The organism is Parasutterella sp. (assembly GCF_057870745.1).
The window spans coordinates 1-19,489 of sequence record NZ_DBMALT010000015.1 but is presented as its reverse complement, the minus strand read 5'-3'; the positions used below and the strand labels follow the sequence as shown (position 1 = coordinate 19,489).

At 49.6% G+C, this 19,489-nt stretch carries 17 protein-coding genes; 6 read left to right on the top strand and 11 right to left on the bottom strand.

Annotated elements, in window-relative coordinates; all coding sequences use genetic code 11:
* Positions 1 to 79: 79 nt before the first annotated feature.
* From ACZND6_RS05610 to pncB, 8 genes are all read right to left on the bottom strand, one after another.
* Positions 80 to 385: a septum formation initiator family protein gene (locus ACZND6_RS05610; RefSeq protein WP_008811774.1), complete on the bottom strand. Its 306-nt coding sequence runs from the start codon at positions 383 to 385 to the stop codon at positions 80 to 82.
* 3 nt (positions 386 to 388) lie between these two features.
* On the bottom strand, positions 389 to 1,675 hold the full coding sequence (eno, locus tag ACZND6_RS05605; RefSeq protein ID WP_008811773.1) for a phosphopyruvate hydratase: 1,287 nt from the start codon (positions 1,673 to 1,675) through the stop codon (positions 389 to 391).
* Positions 1,676 to 1,692: 17 nt separating this feature from the next.
* The gene (gene kdsA / locus ACZND6_RS05600) at positions 1,693 to 2,547 is read right to left on the bottom strand and encodes a 3-deoxy-8-phosphooctulonate synthase (protein WP_008811772.1); all 855 of its coding nucleotides are present in this window, start codon (positions 2,545 to 2,547) and stop codon (positions 1,693 to 1,695) included.
* Positions 2,548 to 2,552: 5 nt separating this feature from the next.
* Positions 2,553 to 4,196: a CTP synthase gene (gene pyrG, locus ACZND6_RS05595; RefSeq protein ID WP_278661254.1), complete on the bottom strand. Its 1,644-nt coding sequence runs from the start codon at positions 4,194 to 4,196 to the stop codon at positions 2,553 to 2,555.
* Positions 4,197 to 4,341: 145 nt separating this feature from the next.
* The gene (locus ACZND6_RS05590) at positions 4,342 to 5,295 is read right to left on the bottom strand and encodes a cation diffusion facilitator family transporter (protein ID WP_008811770.1); all 954 of its coding nucleotides are present in this window, start codon (positions 5,293 to 5,295) and stop codon (positions 4,342 to 4,344) included.
* Entirely contained in the window at positions 5,292 to 6,005 is a 714-nt protein-coding gene (locus ACZND6_RS05585; RefSeq protein ID WP_489524459.1) for a hypothetical protein, read from the bottom strand. Before ACZND6_RS05585 ends, ACZND6_RS05590 begins: the two co-directional genes overlap by 4 nt.
* Positions 6,006 to 6,195: 190 nt before the next feature.
* Positions 6,196 to 7,617: a sodium:proton antiporter gene (locus tag ACZND6_RS05580; protein ID WP_278661251.1), complete on the bottom strand. Its 1,422-nt coding sequence runs from the start codon at positions 7,615 to 7,617 to the stop codon at positions 6,196 to 6,198.
* Positions 7,618 to 7,858: 241 nt separating this feature from the next.
* Positions 7,859 to 9,019 (bottom strand): nicotinate phosphoribosyltransferase, encoded by a 1,161-nt coding sequence (gene pncB / locus ACZND6_RS05575; RefSeq protein WP_489524458.1) that lies wholly within the window; start codon positions 9,017 to 9,019, stop codon positions 7,859 to 7,861.
* Between the two features lie 220 nt (positions 9,020 to 9,239).
* Between pncB and fdxA the strand changes: the two genes are divergently transcribed.
* From fdxA to nth, 4 genes are read left to right on the top strand one after another with little or no spacing between them, the layout of a single operon-like run.
* On the top strand, positions 9,240 to 9,569 hold the full coding sequence (gene fdxA, locus ACZND6_RS05570) for a ferredoxin FdxA (protein ID WP_008811766.1): 330 nt from the start codon (positions 9,240 to 9,242) through the stop codon (positions 9,567 to 9,569).
* A gap of 2 nt (positions 9,570 to 9,571) precedes the next feature.
* Positions 9,572 to 10,351 carry a ferredoxin--NADP reductase gene (locus ACZND6_RS05565; protein ID WP_489524457.1) on the top strand — a complete coding sequence of 260 codons (780 nt, stop codon included), beginning with the start codon at positions 9,572 to 9,574 and terminating at the stop codon, positions 10,349 to 10,351.
* On the top strand, positions 10,351 to 10,947 hold the full coding sequence (locus ACZND6_RS05560) for an RnfABCDGE type electron transport complex subunit B (RefSeq protein ID WP_008863309.1): 597 nt from the start codon (positions 10,351 to 10,353) through the stop codon (positions 10,945 to 10,947). The genes ACZND6_RS05565 and ACZND6_RS05560 overlap by 1 nt, the downstream gene beginning before the upstream one ends.
* Positions 10,916 to 11,599, top strand: coding sequence for an endonuclease III (nth, locus tag ACZND6_RS05555; RefSeq protein WP_008811763.1), 684 nt, complete (start codon positions 10,916 to 10,918; stop codon positions 11,597 to 11,599). The genes ACZND6_RS05560 and nth overlap by 32 nt, the downstream gene beginning before the upstream one ends.
* Here nth and ACZND6_RS05550 read toward each other — a convergent pair.
* Complete coding sequence (locus ACZND6_RS05550) at positions 11,596 to 12,348, bottom strand: spermine/spermidine synthase domain-containing protein (protein ID WP_489524456.1); 753 nt, start codon at positions 12,346 to 12,348, stop codon at positions 11,596 to 11,598. The genes nth and ACZND6_RS05550 overlap by 4 nt on opposite strands.
* Positions 12,349 to 12,460: 112 nt before the next feature.
* Positions 12,461 to 14,365 (bottom strand): molecular chaperone HtpG, encoded by a 1,905-nt coding sequence (htpG, locus tag ACZND6_RS05545; RefSeq protein ID WP_489524455.1) that lies wholly within the window; start codon positions 14,363 to 14,365, stop codon positions 12,461 to 12,463.
* A gap of 247 nt (positions 14,366 to 14,612) precedes the next feature.
* Between htpG and ACZND6_RS05540 the strand changes: the two genes are divergently transcribed.
* A complete protein-coding gene (locus ACZND6_RS05540; RefSeq protein ID WP_008811760.1) occupies positions 14,613 to 15,812 on the top strand; it encodes an aminotransferase-like domain-containing protein in 1,200 nt (399 codons plus the stop codon).
* Between the two features lie 110 nt (positions 15,813 to 15,922).
* On the opposite strand, the gene ACZND6_RS05535 is transcribed toward ACZND6_RS05540, so the two are convergent.
* Positions 15,923 to 18,088 carry a flavocytochrome c gene (locus ACZND6_RS05535; protein WP_281536922.1) on the bottom strand — a complete coding sequence of 722 codons (2,166 nt, stop codon included), beginning with the start codon at positions 18,086 to 18,088 and terminating at the stop codon, positions 15,923 to 15,925.
* Between the two features lie 116 nt (positions 18,089 to 18,204).
* Here ACZND6_RS05535 and ACZND6_RS05530 point away from each other — a divergent pair, with 116 nt between their 5' ends.
* Positions 18,205 to 19,122: a LysR family transcriptional regulator gene (locus ACZND6_RS05530; protein WP_489524454.1), complete on the top strand. Its 918-nt coding sequence runs from the start codon at positions 18,205 to 18,207 to the stop codon at positions 19,120 to 19,122.
* Positions 19,123 to 19,489: the final 367 nt, after the last annotated feature.

The following is a 19,489-nucleotide window of genomic DNA, read 5'->3' as shown; positions in this document are numbered from 1 at the left end:
GGATCTTTTCCGCCTGACACGGACATAAAAAAGGCCGGAGTTTTTAGTTCCGGCACTTCCCTAATTAATAAGTAATTGATTACGGCATAATTCGAATCAGGTATTCGTTCTCGCGAATCATATTGAGTTTTTCACGAGCCCTACTTTCTAAGGCTTCACTGCCATGGCGAAGACTATCCGCCTCGCCTTCGAGCCTTGTAATTTCAAGCTCGAGCGCGGCATTCTTCTCCTTCTGAGTTTTGAGCTGGTCCTGCAAATCGAGAAGCGTAGCATTGCTGCCCTTCCCGACCCATAACGGATATTGAATGCCGACCACGGCAATGGCGAGTACCAGGACTAAAAATCGAGGTACTCCCAGCTTTACCTTTTTCGTCAGGCGCGCCATAAATTACTTGCAGATGTTGTAGAAGGCATCCAGGCCCGGGTAGACAGCGATGTCGCCGAGTTCTTCTTCAATACGAAGAAGCTGGTTGTACTTGGCCATACGGTCGCTGCGGCTCAGAGAACCTGTCTTAATCTGACCGGCGTTTGTACCGACGGCGATATCCGCAATCGTGGAATCCTCAGTTTCGCCGGAGCGGTGAGAAATCACAGCGGTATAACGGGCCTTCTTAGCCATTTCGATAGCTTCGAAAGTTTCTGTCAGCGTACCGATCTGGTTGATCTTGATCAGGATGGAGTTGGCGATGCCCTTTTCAATACCTTCCTTAAGAATGGAAGTGTTAGTGACATAAAGGTCGTCGCCGACAAGCTGAACACGGTCGCCCAAAGCTTCGGTGAGTTTGGCCCAGCCTTCCCAGTCGCCTTCGGCCATACCGTCTTCGATGGAGATGATCGGATAACGGTCAACCCACTCGGTCATCTTAGCGATCCATTCGTCAGCGGTGAGTTTCAGGCCCTGGCCCTTCTGGTTGTAAACGCCGTCTGCATAGAATTCGCTGGCAGCGCAGTCCAAACCGATGAAAACCTGTTCTCCCGGTGTGTAGCCGGCAGCTTTGATGGCGTCGATAATGAATTCAATGGCAGCTTCATGGCTGTCGATGTTTGGAGCGAAACCGCCTTCGTCACCGACAGCAGTAGACATACCGTGAGCATTCATGATCTTCTTCAGGGCATGGAAGATCTCGGCGCCGCAGCGAAGAGCTTCGCTGAAGGTCGGAAGACCGGCCGGGATAATCATGAATTCCTGAATGTCGAGATTATTGTTGGCATGAGCGCCGCCGTTCACAACGTTCATCATCGGAACGGGCAGAGTGAAGCCGTTGATACCGCCGAAATAGCGATACAGCGGGAGTGCGCATTCTTCTGCAGCTGCGCGGGCAACGGCCAAAGAAACAGCGAGGATGGCGTTTGCGCCGAGACGGGACTTATTTGGGGTGCCGTCGAGTTCGATCATGGCGCGGTCGATTTCAGTCTGCTGGCTGGCGTCGTAACCGACAACCTCATCGCGGATTTCGTCGTTGACGTTGGCAACGGCTTGCAGAACGCCCTTGCCGTTGTAGCGGGAAGCATCTCCATCGCGCAGCTCGATGGCTTCGCGGCTGCCTGTAGAAGCACCGCTCGGGACAGCTGCACGGCCGATCACGCCGGAGGCAAGAATGACTTCGGCTTCAACCGTCGGGTTGCCGCGGGAATCCAATACTTCACGGCCAAAGACTTCAACAATTTCGCTCATGTTTATCTCTTTAAAAGTTAATGTAACTGGTTTTCTAAAAATTCACCGGACTTCACGAGTCGGTCAATGCCCTGCAAATTGGTCAGCAGTGCTTCCATCTTATCCAGCGGAACCATGTTCGGTCCGTCGCTCTTAGCGCAGCAGGGATTCGGATGTGTTTCCATGAAGAGTCCGGAAACACCGACAGCAACCGCCGCACGGGCCAGAGGCGGAACGAACTCTCTGCGGCCGCCGGAGCTTGTGCCCTGACCGCCGGGGAGCTGGACGGAGTGCGTTGCGTCAAAAATCACCGGAGCATCGCAGTCGCGCATGATCACAAGGCTGCGCATATCGGATACAAGGTTGTTGTAGCCGAAACAGGCGCCGCGCTCACAAACCATGAAGCGGTCCTCAGAGAGTCCGGCAGCTGCTGCAGCATGGCGAGCTTTGAGCACAACCTGCTTCATATCCTGAGGAGCCAAAAACTGACCTTTCTTGATATTGACCGGCTTACCGCTCTTTGCGCAGGCGGCAATAAAGTCTGTCTGACGGCAAAGGAAAGCCGGCGTCTGAAGAAGATCCACCACAGCGGCAACTTCCGGAACTTCATCGGCCGTATGAACATCGGTGACAACCGGAACGCCGATCTGACGGCGGACTTCTTCCAAAATACGAAGACCGTTGGTCATACCCAGACCGCGGAAGCTCGTATCGGAGGAACGATTCGCTTTGTCGTAGCTTGCCTTGAAAACATAGGGGATCCCGAGCTTATCGGTGATCTCCTTCATCTTGCCGGCGATATCGAGCGTCAGCTGCTCGCTCTCAATGACGCAGGGACCGGCAAGAAGAATAAAGGGTCGGTTCAGACCGACTTCAAAACCGCATAACTGCATGTCGATTACTCAGCCTTTTCGTGTTCTTTGTGATACTTGGCAGCCGCTTCAATGAATTTATTGAAGAGCGGATGACCGAAACGCGGAGAGGAAGTAAATTCCGGATGGAACTGAACGCCGATGAAGAAGGAATGATCGGGGAGTTCCATGATTTCGGGAAGATTTTCGCCGGGTGTTCTAGCAGAAATCACCATACCGGCCTTCTCGAACTGGTCACAGTAAGAGTTGTTCACTTCATAACGGTGACGATGACGCTCGCCGACTTCCTTACCGTAAACTTCGGCAGCCAGTGTTCCGGCTTTAACAGGAACAACTTGTTTGCCTAAACGCATTGTGCCGCCGAGATCGCTGTCTTCATCGCGTTTTTCGATAACGCCAGTGTGGTCTTTCCACTCGGTGATCAAAGCAACAACAGGATGCGGTGTTTCTGGATCCAGCTCAGTGGAGTTAGCGCCGCCGAGACCGCAGACATGACGGGCAAATTCAATCACGGCAAGCTGCATACCCAGGCAGATGCCGAGGTAAGGAATGTCGTTCTTACGAGCATATTCGATGGCTTTGATCTTGCCTTCGGTACCGCGTTTACCGAAGCCGCCGGGAACCAAAATAGCATCCATGCCCTTGAGGCAGTCAGTGCCTTCTTTTTCAAGAATTTCAGCTTCGATGAAGGTGACATCCACATGATGACCGGTATGGATACCAGCGTGGATCAGAGCTTCATTCAAGGACTTGTAGGAATCCTTCAGGTCATACTTACCGATCATGGCAAGTTTGACAGTGTCTTTCGGATGTTCAAGACGATCAACGACCTTTTCCCAAGCGGAAAGATCGGCAGGTTTCGGATTCAGGTCTAAGCAGCGGCAGACGATTTCATCTAAGCCCTGCTCATGCAGCATCATCGGAACTTTGTAAATCGTGTCAACGTCCCAAACGGAGATGACGGCATCCATCGGAACATTGGCAAACAGAGAAATCTTGGCTCTTTCGTCGTCCGGAATCTTGCGGTCGGCACGGCAAAGCAGAACGTTGGGGCTGATACCGATCTTACGGAGTTCGCCCACGGAGTGCTGAGTCGGCTTTGTCTTCAATTCGCCGGCACTGGCGATATAAGGAACGAGTGTCAGGTGAATGAAGCAGGTATTGTTGCGGCCTGCTCTCAACGACAGCTGACGAACGGCTTCAAGGAACGGCAGAGATTCGATATCACCGACCGTACCGCCGATTTCAACCAATGCGATATCGGGATCGCCGGCAGCATGAGCACCGCGGGCAATGAAGTCCTGGATTTCGTTGGTGATGTGTGGAATGACCTGAACGGTTTTACCTAAGTATTCGCCGCGGCGTTCTTTGCGCAGAACATTACGATAGATCTGGCCGGTCGTAAAGTTATTCGCCTTGTGCATCTTCGGCGTGATGAAGCGCTCATAGTGACCTAAGTCCAAGTCGGTTTCAGCACCGTCTTCGGTCACGAAGACTTCACCGTGCTGGAACGGGCTCATTGTGCCCGGGTCGACGTTGATGTAGGGGTCCATCTTGATGATTGTGACCTTGAGCCCGCGAGACTCAAGGATGGCGGCCAGGGAAGCTGCTGCAATACCTTTCCCCAGGGAAGAAACTACACCGCCGGTAACAAATACATATTTCGTCATCTTATTCTCAACAGAAAAAAAAAAGAGACGCGCTTCAAATGAGCAGGCGTGGCTTTACAAAATTCAATCAATTATAGCGGTCGGGAGCCTATTTGTAACTTCTAAAAGGCCGCTCCTGACGGTTTGATACAAGTCCGCTTCTCTGCTATTCGCCGATGCACATGAAACGCTTTTTCATTTCCTCAACCGGTTCCGGCTGAAGCGTAATGTGTGAGATGCCGTACTTTTTCTCCAAAACCTCACGCGCCTTCTCCAAAACCTGAGGCCATTCATCCATCCGCTCTAAAACAATATGAGAGGAAAGAGCCGCCTCGTTTGCCGTCATATCCCAAATGTGGAGATCATGCACGGCATAAACACCGGGAATTGCTTCCAGAGTCGAACCGACTTCCTGATAAGGAATGTTGTCAGGAACTCCGTCCAAAAGAAGATGTACTGAAGTTTTCACAACGCCCCAGGAGGAATGCAGAATTAAAGCACTCACAAAAATAGAAAGGATCGGGTCAACAATGACCGGACCGCCGAAGTAAATCACGATACCAGCCGTGATCGCGGCCACAGATCCGAGCAAGTCGCCCATGACATGCAGGAGCGCTGCCCGCGTGTTGATGCTCTTCTGGTCGCGGGAAAGCGTCCAGGCAACAGCGATATTGATCAGCAACCCGAGCGTGGCAACCAAAAAGACGCTAGAACCGTTGACCGGTTCCGGACTGCTGAAACGCTCTACCGCTTCCACAACAATCCAAAGCACCACCGCAAACATGGCAAGCGCATTCAAAAGTGCTGCGAGTACTTCCAGCTTGGCAAAGCCAAAAGAATATTTCCCGCTTGCGGGGCGTCCTGCAAGAACATTGGCCAGCAGTGCAAAGAAAAGAGAGGCTGAGTCCGTCACCATGTGACCGGCGTCAGAGAGCAGCGCCAAAGAGTTCGAAAGAAAACCTCCGATGACTTCGATCACGGCGTATCCCAAGGTCAGACAAACCGAGGCGATCAATACCTTTTTGGATGAGCCTGTGCCTTGATGGGTATAGTCGCTGTCGCCTTCATGATGGCGTGTCAGCTGCTTTTCTAAATTGGTCGATTCAATTACTTCTTTCATGCCGGATTTCTTGCCGGACAAATGCCGTCAATTTCCTCAATAACTTCAAATGGCAGATCAGAAATTTTAAGGTTGTAACCGTCCAAAAGCTGCTTAATCAGGCTGATCTCTTCATATTTTGAGATCTTCCGATTCTGAGTTTGGGCAAATTTCTCAACAACTTCCAACAAAGCTTTCTTCGGCTCGTGGGGCTGAATTTCTCGAATCAGCGCGTCCGTGGTTAAAACCGAGCGTTTCATTAAACCCTTACCTAAGATTTCAACAATAGCATGTCTGAAACAGTCCTTGTCGTAAGTCAGAGCTCGCTTCCGGGCTATGAACGGGACAAAAATAAAGATAAGGCCGATACTGATACTAACCGGAATCGTGATTCTTCCCCACACACTTTCAGGAATAGAAATTAAGGCCAGAAGCACACCGGCCAGTACGAAGCTTCCTCCGACGAGCCACATCATGAAGGCATCCGTCAGATGTTCAAACCGCCCGATCCTGCTCACATCTGCTTCAATCCGATCAATTTGGTTAAAAACATGAACCGCCTCTTTACGACTGATGCCGGCTTCGCGCATCAGCGTGCCGATAGGCAAGGTATTCAGATAATCCCATTCCTTTTTAGACAGGGCCCCAGGGGATTCAATCAGCTGATTTAAAAGCGCAGCGATCTTCAGCCCCTCATCGGTGTCTTCTTGATAGTAATGAGTGTGAGACATATATTGCGTGTGGTTCGTTTCTATTGATCGTAAATACGATCATTGTATCTTTCTCAGCACAGAATCTGACGCTTTGCATCCTAAGTTGTGCGGTTAGCCTCTTCTTTTCCGAGGCTTTCCTTCCGGCAAAAACAAACCGCTCCGATCACGAATGAAAGGAGCGGCTGGAAGGATATCTATCCTAAGCGGCTTACATTAAGAAGAGCCACGTAAGAACCAGGAAGATCGGAACCAAAATACCGTACGACCAGGCCATGAAGCCGAAGAAGGAAGGCATTTTGACGCCGCGGTTCTGAACGATACTGACCACCATGAAGTTCGGTGCATTGCCGATGTAGGTCATCGCACCCATAAAGACGGCACCCATAGAAATCGCCATCAGGGTGTGTGCGCCTGTCGTCATGAGGTAGGCAGGATCACCGCCGGCCAAGTTGAAGAAAGCCAGGTATGTCGGAGCGTTATCCAGGAAGCTGGAGAGCATACCGGTCAGCCAGAAATAAGCGGCGTTGACAGGCTGTCCGTCGGGACCGGTCACCAAAGCAACCACCGGAGCAAAAGCACCGGAGGAACCTGCGCGCAGCATTTCCAGAACCGGAACGATCGTTACGAAAATACCGAAGAACAATTTGCCGACTTCTAGAATCGGTTCCCAAGAGAACTGGTTGGCCTCGCGGTACTCTTTCTTCGTGAGAATAAGAGAAAGAATTGCTGCTGTCACAAAGATAGCATCGCGAATAAGGGATTCAAGTGCAATGTGCAGACCGAGGAAGTGATATTCGACGCCTGTCTTCCAGAAACCGGACATGAGCACGGCACCCACGATACAGGCAAGAAGAACGAAATTAACGGAGCCTTCGAAACCGAACGGAACGTAGGCGACGGGCTTCTTGAGTTCTTCGTTGTCTTTAAGTTCTTTCTTGTACAGCCAAGTATCAAGAAGGAAGTAAATGATCAGAAGGAGTCCCACGGCAAGACCGGTCACTTCCCAAAGATGACCGGCCGTCCAGAAGAAGGTCACGCCGCGCAGGAAGCCCAGGAATAAGGGTGGGTCGCCGAGCGGAGTCAAAGAACCCGCGATATTAGCGACAATGAAGATGAAGAAAATGTAGGTATGCATCTGATAGTGACGTCTTCTGTTCGCGTTCAGTAGAGGACGAATCAAAAGCATAGCGGCGCCCGTGGTACCCATAAGGTTGGCCAAGATAGCGCCGCTTAAAAGAAAAGTAGTATTAAGCCAAGGCTTGCCGACAAAAGAGCCTCTGAGATGAATACCGCCGGCCACAATATAAAGAGAGCCGACGAAAATAATGAACGGAACGTAATCTCCGATCAGGGCGTGTGCAAGAGCTTCGACAGAAGTCTGTGTTCCGAAGAACATAAAGAGCGGAACGGCTGCCAAAACTGCCCACATCAAGGCGACTTTGCCGTAGTTTTTGTGCCAGAAATGTGCAAAAAGCAGAGGTCCCAGAGCAATACTGAGCAAAATACCGGCGAAAGGAATCGCCCAGCACAAGCTCAGTTCGGCACCGGGAAGCGCCGCATGGGCAGAAATTGGAAGCAAGCCGGATAACGCCGCCACTGCTCCGAGGAATGTTGTTTTCTTGTTCATCATTTACCTTTTCTACGTTCGCGGCCGGCAGAACAAAAATGCCGGAACCGAAACCATCAAATGATTCGATGTACCGCAAAACAAAACCAAAGCAGAATTTAAAGTCCGTTTGTCTTTAATAACAACAGAAATAAATTCTGCTCCTTCAAACAGTCAAAATTTGAATAACTGCCTAAAAGAAAAGGTAAAAGTTTAACAAATTCACTGGGTTAAGTTTGTAACTTTCAGATTGCGGTAAGCTTTATCAGATGTTGAAAACACTTTTTAGATAGCGCAAATATGATTCGTCTTCGCACATGCTTTTTACCGGATCGTCCGATAGTTTTGCCACGGGCTGATCGTTGCAGCGAATCAGCTTAATGACATTCTGCAGCGATGGGATTCCCAAATCGTTGACGAGATTTGTACCGATGCCGAAGCCAAGCCGGATCCTTCCGTGGAATGCGTTGTACAAACTGATCACTTTCGGGAAGTCGAGCATGTCCGAGAAAATCAATGTCTTTGTTTTCGGATCGCAGCGGTTCTTCCGATAATGCTCGATGAGATGTTCGCCCCATTCGAAGGGATCACCGGAGTCATGGCGGGCGCCGTCAAAGAGTTTGCAGAAGTACATATCGAAGTCCAGCAGGAAGGGTTTCATGCCGTACACGTCGGAGAGCGCAATTCCCAAGTCACCGCGATACTCTTTAGCCCACATTTCGAAGGCGTATTTCTGAGAATCCCGAAGTCTCGGACCTAAGGCCTGACATGCCTGGAGGTATTCATGAGCCATGGTTCCCAGAGGTGTGAGACCGAGCTGCATCGCGAAGTAAACATTGCTTGTGCCGGTGAACTGCTTACCCATGGTGACCTGCATGGTTTTGATAACCTCTTCTTGCCAGGCTTTCGAGAAGCGTCTGCGGGTGCCGTATTCAGAAATGCCGATGTCCTGAATATCCTTAATGGACTCAATTTTTGCTTTTAGGCGCCGGCGCCCTTCCGCCAAATCCTGATTGGGATAGAACTTGCGGTAATAGCATTCATTGACAATAGCGAGAACCGGAATCTCAAACATTATGGTATGCAGCCAGGGACCGCGGATACGGATCTCGATATCGGTGTCGCTCCCTTCCGCTTTTTTAACCACAATACTTGAGCGCTTAAGGTGGAAGAGCTCCAAAAAGTCGATGAAGTCACTCTTCATAAAGCGCAGACTGCGCAAATAATCCAGCTCATTCTTGCGAAAATGCAATGCACACAAATGATCAATTTCTTCATTGATCGGCCCGATCACAGCCTGAAGGTCGGTTCCGGGATTCCGACACTTAAATTTATATTCCGCCTGAGCAGCCGGAAACTGATGCAGTACGCACTGCATCATCGTAAATTTATATAAGTCTGTATCTAATAAAGAATCAATAATCACAGCATGCTCCTTGGCAACTACGTTCCCTATTCTATAGTCTCGAGTTGGCGCGAACCGAAAGGACGGAGGAGTTTTTCAGTTGAGACTTCTTCACGCTCCGCAGTTAACAAAGCGTTTCGGATTTCTTAGTCTTGATTCGGCTACGGTATGAGCTCTCTACAGATCGGAATCTACTAAAATATAGAGTTTTAGTAATGAATTAAGAAAACGGAGTTTTCCAATGGCACATGTAGTGACCGAACCCTGCATCCTCTGCAAATATACCGACTGCGTTGACGTTTGCCCGGTCGACTGCTTCCGTGAAGGTCCGAATTTCCTCGTGATCGATCCGGATGAATGCATCGACTGCGCTGTCTGCATTCCTGAATGCCCGACCAACGCCATTATGGCTGAAGAAGATGTTCCTGAAGATCAGCAGGAATTCATCGCATTAAATGCAGAACTGGCTCGCGTTTGGCCGTCCATCACCAGAATGAAACCGCACACGGACGAAGCCGAAAAATGGCGTGACGTCCTCGATAAGCGTCAGTACCTGAAGAAGGAACTCTAAGCGTGTCCGAAAATCGCACCAAAGTCCGCCTGCTTCAAAAACAGGTTTGGAGAAAAGGTTTGGTCTCTATGAGAGTGACCAAACCGGAAGGCTTTACCTTCACGCCCGGACAGTTTGTCCGTTTGGGACTGGATATTGAAGAGAACGGAAAAACGGAATACGCCGCCAGAGGCTACTCCATAGCTTCCGTCCCCTCTGACCCGTTCCTTGAATTCTTCATCGTCGAAGTCCCGCAGGGCCTTGTCTCCCCTCGCCTGTGCGCCTTGGAAGCGGGCTCTGAACTTTGGCTGGAAACCGATCTTTGGGGCTCCCTGCTGCCGGAAAGACTTCCTGCTTCTCAAAATCTTTGGTGTCTCAGCACCGGAACCGGCTTAGCGCCGTTCCTCAGCATTCTTCGCCAAGAATCCGTTTGGGAAAAATGGCCTACGATCGTTCTTGTCCATTCCGTGCGTTTGGCTGAAGATCTGACCTACACCCAGCTGATTCAGAAAATCAAGGATGACTCTTCACTCGGCGGCGGAAGCGGAAGAAACCTGGTTTATATTCCCATCGTCACACGAGAAGCAACACAGTTCTTATCCAGAAGAATTCCGGATTTGATCAGCTCCGGTGATTTGGCTGAAACCGCAGGCGTTAAGTTCGATAGTTCTCTTTCCAGCGTGCTTCTTTGCGGCAACCCTGCCATGATCAAGGAAGTCCGCGCTTTGCTTAAACCTATGGGTTTCCAAGCACCGAGACGCGGCGAACCCGGCAACCTAATCGCAGAAAACCTTTGGCAGTGATGATCGAAATTTCTAAGATTGAAGAAATCCTCCCGCAGACTCAGTGCAGGCAGTGCGGTTATCACGACTGCGCTGACTATGCAAAGGCCATTGCTAACGGAGAACAGCATAATCGCTGCCCGGCGGGAGGCCCTCAGGTAATTTCCCGCCTGTCCGCCCTTTTAGGTCGAGAAGAACTTTCCCTCAATGAAGAGTGCGGTGTGCATGTTCCGCCTGAGATCGCGGAAATCGATCCGAACAAGTGCATCGGCTGCCGACTTTGCTCGGACGCCTGTCCGACGGACGCCATCATCGGCTCCCCGAAACATATGCATTGTGTTGACGCCGAACGATGCAACGGCTGCTGTTTATGTCAGCTCGCTTGCCCTGTCGACTGCATTTCCATGGTTCGCATTGACCGAGAGTGGACGGATGAGCTTGCGCGTCAATCTAAGGAAAATTACCTGAAACGAAATCAAAGGCGCGCCAAGATTCGTCAAGAGGAAGAAAATCTCCTCAATGCCAAGAGCTTGACGAGTGACAAGCGCGACTTCGTGGCAAATCTTATTCGCCGGAAAATCTTAAATGAATCAGGAAAAACGCCTCGAAATTCTTAAGGCCCTTCAAGCGGACAATCCCACGCCGAAGACCGAGCTCGAATACCATTCGAACTTTGAACTGCTGATTGCCGTCGTGCTTTCTGCACAGGCAACGGATAAAAGCGTCAATGAAGCCACTCGAGTGCTTTTCCCGCTGGCCAATACGCCCCAGGCCGTTTTGGATTTAGGCCCGGAAAAATTCACGGACATCATCAAGCACATCGGGCTTTACCGAAGCAAGACGAAGAACGTGATGAAACTCTGTGAGGACTTGATCGAGCATCACAACGGTCAGGTGCCTACGGACTTTGATTCCCTGATCAAGCTTCCCGGCGTCGGCCAAAAAACCGCCAGCGTCGTCATGAACGTTGCGTTCGAAAAGCCGACCATTGCCGTGGACACTCATGTATTCCGTGTCGCTAACCGCACCGGCTATGCAAAGGGCAAAACGCCTGAAATCGTCCAGAAAAAAATGGAGCGGTACACTCCGCTCCCCTATCGTGCAGATGCTCATCACTGGTTCATTCTGCTCGGCCGCTATATTTGCAAAGCCAGAAAGCCCGAATGCTGGAAGTGCCCGATTGAGCAGTACTGCGAATACAAAGAAAAGAATCTTGAGCCTCCCGAACCGAAGAAGCCCAAGAAACGTCTGCTTCCTATCGAAGACTAAAACTCGAACTCACCTCTAAGGTTGTTTTCCTGTTTCAGCTTTTTCCAAATTTTCTTAGCCGGAAGGTGTCTTGAAGCCTGAAGCTCTGAAGCTCTCTGATCAAGCAGCTCGACGGAATAAGTTTCCTTCGGTCCCTTCTTGGCAAGAATAATTCTGTTGCCTTCTGCTACATCCGGCATGACGAGCACTCGTCCGTCAAATGCTTTCGAGATGTTATCGAGACTCTTGGTGAAATCTTCCCCGCCGAACACGTTATAAGAAGAGATGCCTCCGTCCGTCAACGCCTTTTTGCAAAGTCGATAGAACGGAACATCGTCATAGACCGGACCCCAGGCTTCCGCATCATAAATATCGACTAAAAGCCAATCGGCTGTATTTGCAGCTCGGGCTAGATATTTCTTGCAGTCTTCAAAAACGACTTCCAAATGATCATCATCGTCAGGCATCTTGAACCACATCCTCGAAGCCATATAGACATCTTCGGAAATCTCGACCACTTTCGTGTGCGCTTCGGGAAAATACTTCCAAGTGTATTTCGCAAGTCCGCCGGCGCCGAGCCCGAGCTGGAGAATATTTTTAGGTTCCGGACGGAAGAAAAGAAGCGCCAGCATGTACTGCTGGTATTCCAGCGCCAAACTGTATGGACGGTTAATTCTCATGCCGCCCTGAATCCACTCGGATCCGAAATGAAGATAACGGAAACCTCCGAGCTCGGAGAAGTCCACCGGTGTTCTCTTAGTTTTAGCCATTTCCTGCTCTTGTAACCTTTTGAATTTGTGTGAGTCTAACGCCGAAAACAAAAAATTAAGCGCAGTCCCAACGAATTGGAGCTGCGCTTATTGTTTCCGTTTTTAACCGAGATTAGTTCACAGACTTCTTACCGATCGTATCCATCAGCATCGTATTCATACGATTGATGAATCCGGCCGGGTCTTTGAGCTGTTCACCTTCCATCAGCTGAGCCTGTTCAAGGAAGAGCTTAGCCCATTCCGGAGAGAAGGCACCCTGTTCTTTCAGTCTAGAAACCAGAGGATTGTTCGGGTTCAGTTCAAGAATAGGTTTCGGTTCGGGAACGTCTTGACCAGCTGCTTTCATCATGCGGACAAAAGCAGGATCCAAGCCGTTCGGGTCCGTCACGATGCAGGAAGGAGAATCGGTCAGACGCAAAGTCATACGAACATCTTCGACGCTGTCGCCCAAAGCGGCTTTGAATTCGTCGACGAGCGGTTTGTACTCGGCTTGAACTTTTTCTTTCTCTTCCTTTTCTTCCTTGTCTGCCAAGTCGCCGAGATCAAGGTCGCCCTTTGCGATATTGACAAGCTTCTTGCCCTGGAATTCAGTCAAGAACTGCATCATCCAGCGATCGATCGGGCCGCTGAGGAGCAGTACTTCGATATCCTTCTTCTTGAAGAGTTCGAGCAGCGGGCTCTTGGCGGCTGCTTCAGGTGTATCACCGATCACATAGTAAACGGTGTCCTGACCGGTCTTCATACGGCTGATATAACCTTCAAGGGTGACATCGGCCTTGCCTTCGCTTCCCGTGGAAACAAATCTCAGAAGTTTGGCGATACGCTCTTTATTGGTCGGATCTTCGCCCAGGCCTTCTTTCAGCACATTGCCGAACAGCGCCCAGAACTTGTCGTAATTGGAAGCTCTGTTGGCGGCAAGGTCTTCCAGCATGGAAAGAACACGCTTTGTCGTACCGTCGCGAATGATACGAAGGTCGCGGGTCTGCTGAAGAATTTCACGGCTGACGTTGAGCGGAAGATCTTCGGAATCGATCACACCCTTAATGAAGCGCAGATAGTGCGGAAGCAGCTGGTTCGTGTCATCCATAATGAAGACACGTTTCACGTACAGCTTCACGCCATGTACGTTTTCTCTGTCCCAAAGGTCAAACGGAGCGGCAGACGGAACATACAGAAGCTGGATGTATTCGTTCTTGCCTTCAACCTTGTTGTGCGTCCAGCAAAGCGGATCAGTAGAGTCGTGAGAAACGTGGTGATAGAACTCTTTGTACTGGTCTTCAGTAATTTCATTCTTCGGACGTGCCCAAAGAGCTGCACCGGTGTTGATGGCTTCCCATTCTCCGGTGTCAATAACTTTATCGTCCTTGTATTCATCCTTGCCCATTAAGATCGGCGTGGAGATATGGTCGGAATAGCGCTGAAGGATCGTGCGCAGACGATACTTGCTCACCAGATCGCGGTCCTCGCTCTTAACAGAGAGAATGACGTCCGTACCAAAATGATCGCGGGTTGTATTTTCAACCGTAAATTCGCCTTCGCCGTTGCTTTCCCACTTTGTAGCGGCATCGGCCGGATCACCGGCTTTACGGGTAATAACGGTTACTTTGTCGGCGATGATAAAGGAAGAATAAAAACCGACACCAAACTGTCCGATAAGCTGAGAGTCTTTCTTCTGATCTCCGGATAAGCGGGCAAAAAATTCTCTTGTACCGCTCTTGGCGATCGTACCTAAGTGTTCAATCACTTCTGCATGCGTCATGCCGATACCATCGTCGCTGACCGTGATTTCCTGCTTCTGTTCATCTACACCGACTCGGATCGAAGGATGCGGATCGTCGGCAAGCAAGGAAGGATTGTCGATTGCGGCAAAACGCAGCTTGTCGATGGCGTCCGAAGCGTTGGACACCAATTCACGCAAGAAAATCTCGCGGTTGGAATAAAGAGAATGCACCATCAGATGGAGCATCTGTTTCACCTCGGTTTGGAAACCGAGCGTCTCTTTCTTGTTTTCAGACATTAAGCGATACCTCTGTTGAATAATTCAGGCTTATGACACTATTTGGTGTCACTTTTCGTATTTTCAACCTCTGCTGATGTAAGATTTTCTGAATGCGGGCAATAAGGGGAGTGATTATCACCACTTCTGCCCATTTTGGTTTTCCGATACCCGCAATAAAGGCTGCCACAAACAGCTCAACTACAAGGTCTTTATTTTTTGGAGCTTTTTGGCTCCGATGTTTTTATTTATCGCAGGAATGCGCACTATGTCTGACAATTCTTTAACACCTCCAAAATCGATCCGCGCAAGATCCTCTCAGCGTTCCATTATTCGTGAACTCCTCAAACTGGCGAGCCAGCCCGATGTCATTTCTTTTGCCGGCGGCCTGCCCTCTCCTAAGAGCTTCCCGGTCAAAGCCATTGAAAAAGCGACCGACTGGGTTTTAGAAACACAAGGCACCCGTGCCCTCCAGTACTCCAGTACCGAAGGTGAACCCGCTCTTCGCAAGGCCATTGCCGCTCATGAAGCTGAATTAGGTGCTCCCGTTGACCCTGACTGCATTCAAATCGTTTCCGGTTCTCAGCAGGCTTTGGATTTAATGGCCCTCGCCTACATCGATGAAGGTTCCAAGGTTGCAGTCGAAGATCCGACTTACCTCGGTGCATTGTCTGCTTTCAAACTCCAGCGTCCTGAATTTGTCACGCTCCCGACGGATGAACATGGCTTGAACCCGGATTTAATCGGACCGGAATTCAGCGGCATTCGTTTTGCCTATGTCATGCCGACTTTCCAGAACCCGACAGGCATCACGATTACTGAAGAAAGACGTAAGAAACTCGCTGAAAAAGCCCGTGAATACGATTTCTGGATTTTGGAAGACAACCCCTACGGCGAACTTTGGTATGACCGTCAGCCTCCGAAGCCGATTCGCTGCTATGCCCCGGAACGTACTCTGACAATGGGAACATTCTCCAAAGTTCTGTCTCCCGGTTTCCGTCTCGGTTACATCATCGGGCCGAAGCCTGCGCTTGATCCTCTCACAACGATTAAGCAGGCCGTTGACCTCCATACGTCTACATTCACGCAGCTGATTTCTGCCCGCTGCCTTGATGAAGGCCTTATGAAGACGCACATGCCGGATGTCCGCGCTCTTTACAGAACTCAGTGCCACTGCATGCTCGATGCATTAGAACGTTACTTTCCCGAAGGCACAACTTGGACTAAACCTGACGGCGGTATGTTCATTTGGGTCACACTGCCGGAATACATCAACACCGACGACATGATGAAAGAAGCGCTCGACAGAAAAGTCGCTTATGTTCCGAGCTCCGCTTTCTACGCCAATGAGCCGAAGTTCAACCAGATGCGCTTGTCCTTCGTGACGGTTCCTCCGGAAAAGATTGACCAAGGCGTTAAGGTTCTAGCTGACCTTATTAAGGAAAAAATGGCTGCTCACAACGCTTAATCCGCGTTAAGCAGTGCGATGTCAACAGGTCCTTCGGGATCTGTTTTGCTATGCAGCAAACTAAAGCGGCCGAAAAATCCGGCCGCAATCGTCAATTATTTGGCTCTATCTTACTTGTGAGCAACAGCAGACTTAGCCGCAATTCTGCCAAACGTTAAAACATCAGCCGTGGCATTACCGCCTAAACGGTTAGAGCCATGGATACCGCCTGTCACTTCACCGGCTGCATAGAGGCCGGGGATCGGCTTGCCGTTCTTATCCAAGACCTGAGCATTGGTCGAAATCTGCAAACCACCCATAGTGTGATGGATCGAAGGTGCACGCGGAGTAGCATAGAACGGAGGTTTAACGATAGGACGATCAAAGAGTTTGCGTCCGAACTTCGGATCGTTCTTAGCTTCAACCATCTTATTGAATTCAGCCACCGTTGCTTCGAGCTTATCAGCAGGCATACCGAGCTGTTTAGCCAAATCAGCTAAAGAATCAGCCTTGTAGATACGGCCGATGCTGACCAAAGTTTCAACATCTTCGTTAAAGCTGTTGAGCGGTTTAACGATCGAGGAATCGTTGATATCGTAAACAACTCCGCCGGGCTGCTTCTTGATCGCGGCAACGAATTCGTCGCGGCGCGCATCTTCTTTGACGAAGCGTTCACCGTTCTTGTTGACGTCAATCACATCGTCCAAACCTGACATCTTGCGGGCGCGGCCCTGCAGAGCGCCGGTACCCGGAGTAGCCAGCGGATAAACCTGAACGTAGTTCATGCCGGTTGTATCTGCGCCGTGTCTTGTGGCAATAACAATACCGTCACCGGTTGCACCCGGCTGGTTCGTAGAAACCATTTCCGGAGTGAGGTGCGGAGCAGACTTCCGACGCATTTCTTTGTTCTGGGAATAGCCGCCGGTAGCCAGAATGACACCGTCCTTGGATGTGAATTCGTACTTATTGCCAACCTTGTCGGTTGCAGTCACGCCGATCACGCGGCCCTTGTCATTGAGGATAAGGTCCTGAACGCGCATACCCAGCTTGAAGTTAACGCCCTGTTTGACGGCAGACTGATACAGAGGATCAATCAGGCCGAGACCTGCAGGAGCATCGAGCTGGTGTGTACGCTGCCAGAGAGCGCCAGCGCCCTGGCTGACGCGGTCCATCACAGGAGAACCTTTAGACTGCATCCAGTGCAGCGTATCGAGTACATTGTTGGAATACTGCCTGATCAGAGGAATCTGACCGACTTTGTCGCCGCCGTTATAAGTTTGGAGAGCATGCCATTCAGGGCAATCAAAGAGAGTCTTAGAACCGCTCTTCAAGTAGGCTTCATACTTGGCTTTGACGTCGGCCATTAGCTTGGCGTGTTCTTCGCTGACAGGTTTTTCGCTGATTGCTTTAACCACAGCTTCCTTCAGTGTTTCGGTCATCGGAAGCGCTTTCTGTCTATCAGGGTCAGCTGCATTAAATGCAGATGCGCAGCGAAGTGTGTTTCCGCCGATCACGGGCATCTTTTCCAAGACCAGAACGTTCTTGACGCCTAAATCTTTAGCCGTAACAGCAGCGGAAAGACCGGCGCCCCCTGCACCGACGATGATAAGGTCTGCACTGCCCTTGGTAATACCGACAACTTTTTTAATCTTTTCAGGAACCGGTTTCTGGAATGCAGCGATATCACCGCCGGCTTTTTCAATAGCCTGAGCGATTGCGGTTTTCAGAGCGGTACTGGTGACGGTAGCACCGGCGACGTTGTCGACATTGAGTGTCTGGTACTGAAGAACGTCTTTACCGATTTCGCGGATAGCTGTATCGCCTAAATACTTCGTTTCTCTCTGGCCTGGTGTTTTGATGTCAGTAATCTTGTTGTCTTTGATGGTGACTTCAACAGTAAGCCAACCGTTGTTGCCGTAAGCCTTTCCTTCAAAAGTGCCGTTCTTGAGGGCGAGCGGAGCTGCTTTTTTGCCCTGAGCTTGATTCAGGCATTCTTGAACAGCTTTCTTAATAGCGGCAGAAGAGACAGACGCACCTGCAATGCTTTGAACATTGGCAGACTGCGCTTTAACGATTTCGGCCGGAAGTGCTGCAACTGCCTTGGACCCGATACCTTCAGTTTCTTTTTGATCAACGATCTTAACGGAAAGAATCTTGTCAGCAGAAGTCGTGACTTCGACTTTGACCGGACCGTTCTGACCAGCAATAGCGGCTGTGTAAGTGCCCGGTGTGTAGGCATATGCACCGGTTGAAAATACGGCTAATGCGATAGCCGCACTTAGGGATGTGGTTTTCATAATAATTCTCCTTGGTAAATTAGTCATGCCGAAGGCTGAGCTAACACGCGGTATTCTAGGATCCCTCTGTAGAATATGGAAATACTATTAACTTATACCTATCATTCGATTAATATATGGATCTTAAGTCTCTACATGCCTTCTGGCTATTTTACTTGGTCGCCCGGGAAAAGAGTTTTACAAAGGCCGCTGCGATTGCGAATATGAGCCAGCCGCCTCTTTCAATGCAAATTCAGAATCTGGAAGCTAAGTTAGGAAAGCAGCTGATAGATCGGTCTTTTCGAAAGCTTACTTTGACAAAAGAAGGGGAAAGACTTTTCCCGTTAGTTGAGAATTTTTTGAATCAAACAGACGACTTTTTCTCGGAGGTCCAAGCTAGTTTGGCAGGGAAAAGAGGAAAAATCCTAATAGGCACTTTCTCTTGGGCAATTCATTTATTCGCTGTTCCTATCATTCTTAAATTAAGCAAAAAATTCTCCAATGACCGTTTCGACTTCTTGGAAATAGAGAGTATCAATGTCCCTAATCTGCTCAAAGATAAAAAATTGGATATCGGTTATGCATATGCGGAACCCTTTGAAAATAGCGGATTAGTTACCGAAACAATTGCAGAAATTGAATGCGTCTGTGTTGTTTCAAATGAGCACCCTTTAGCAAATTATGAACAAATTCGAATGAAGCAGTTGAAAGGGGAGGACTGCGTATGTATTGCTTCTGACGTGTCCCCAGACCTCTATCGGATCATGAGCACCCTGGCCAGAAAGTGGGGGTTTGAAATAAAAACCAACCATAGCATCCGCAATTATTTTGCGCAAAGTGCGCATGTTGGCTTAGGGAGAGGATTTGCATTGTTACCTCGGCCTGCTACGGAATCATTGCCAGAAACCTTGACAAAAATTTCTATCAGCGACGGTCCTTCCCTAAAGTTTATGCGAATCTGTCGAAAAGGTTTGTATGAAGAAATTGTCGATGATCTTCGACCCTTAGAGAAAAAACATCTTGAGGTGCTTCAAGGCGTTCATTTGACTTCTTAGCTATTTGTATCTTAGTTAGGATCAAGCCGGTGACGTCTTGAAAACTCGTACCCTGGCGTTGGGAAGAAATACGAAAGCCGAAGCGACATCATTTGAAAAGCCAATTTTGTTCCTACCTCTGGCCTTTCTTTAATGCTAAACAGTTAACTTACTGATAGTTTACCCCCCTTCCGAATCTTTTGATTGACCTTTTTAAATTTCTTAAAGTTTGTTTTTTAGATCCCAAAAGCTTTTCTTTAAAGAATCATTTCTATAAAGGGAAAAACTGTCGCAGGATACGGTCTTGGAACAACATTCCCTGTTCCGCGGAACAGGTTACGATTTTTTAAATTTGGTCTCCCGGGCCAGCCCCTTATTTCGAGAGACC

Bases quoted from the DNA above. Each gene is read 5' to 3' on its own strand.
- htpG (WP_489524455.1), bottom strand. From the start codon at position 14,365: ATGTCTGAAAACAAGAAAGAGACGCTCGGTTTCCAAACCGAGGTGAAA.
- eno (WP_008811773.1), bottom strand. From the start codon at position 1,675: ATGAGCGAAATTGTTGAAGTCTTTGGCCGTGAAGTATTGGATTCCCGC.
- ACZND6_RS05590 (WP_008811770.1), bottom strand. From the start codon at position 5,295: ATGAAAGAAGTAATTGAATCGACCAATTTAGAAAAGCAGCTGACACGC.
- nth (WP_008811763.1), top strand. From the start codon at position 10,916: ATGAATCAGGAAAAACGCCTCGAAATTCTTAAGGCCCTTCAAGCGGAC.
- ACZND6_RS05530 (WP_489524454.1), top strand. From the start codon at position 18,205: ATGGATCTTAAGTCTCTACATGCCTTCTGGCTATTTTACTTGGTCGCC.
- ACZND6_RS05580 (WP_278661251.1), bottom strand. From the start codon at position 7,617: ATGATGAACAAGAAAACAACATTCCTCGGAGCAGTGGCGGCGTTATCC.
- ACZND6_RS05610 (WP_008811774.1), bottom strand. From the start codon at position 385: ATGGCGCGCCTGACGAAAAAGGTAAAGCTGGGAGTACCTCGATTTTTA.
- pyrG (WP_278661254.1), bottom strand. From the start codon at position 4,196: ATGACGAAATATGTATTTGTTACCGGCGGTGTAGTTTCTTCCCTGGGG.
- ACZND6_RS05550 (WP_489524456.1), bottom strand. From the start codon at position 12,348: ATGGCTAAAACTAAGAGAACACCGGTGGACTTCTCCGAGCTCGGAGGT.
- kdsA (WP_008811772.1), bottom strand. From the start codon at position 2,547: ATGCAGTTATGCGGTTTTGAAGTCGGTCTGAACCGACCCTTTATTCTT.
- fdxA (WP_008811766.1), top strand. From the start codon at position 9,240: ATGGCACATGTAGTGACCGAACCCTGCATCCTCTGCAAATATACCGAC.
- ACZND6_RS05560 (WP_008863309.1), top strand. From the start codon at position 10,351: ATGATCGAAATTTCTAAGATTGAAGAAATCCTCCCGCAGACTCAGTGC.
- ACZND6_RS05540 (WP_008811760.1), top strand. From the start codon at position 14,613: ATGTCTGACAATTCTTTAACACCTCCAAAATCGATCCGCGCAAGATCC.
- ACZND6_RS05585 (WP_489524459.1), bottom strand. From the start codon at position 6,005: ATGTCTCACACTCATTACTATCAAGAAGACACCGATGAGGGGCTGAAG.
- ACZND6_RS05535 (WP_281536922.1), bottom strand. From the start codon at position 18,088: ATGAAAACCACATCCCTAAGTGCGGCTATCGCATTAGCCGTATTTTCA.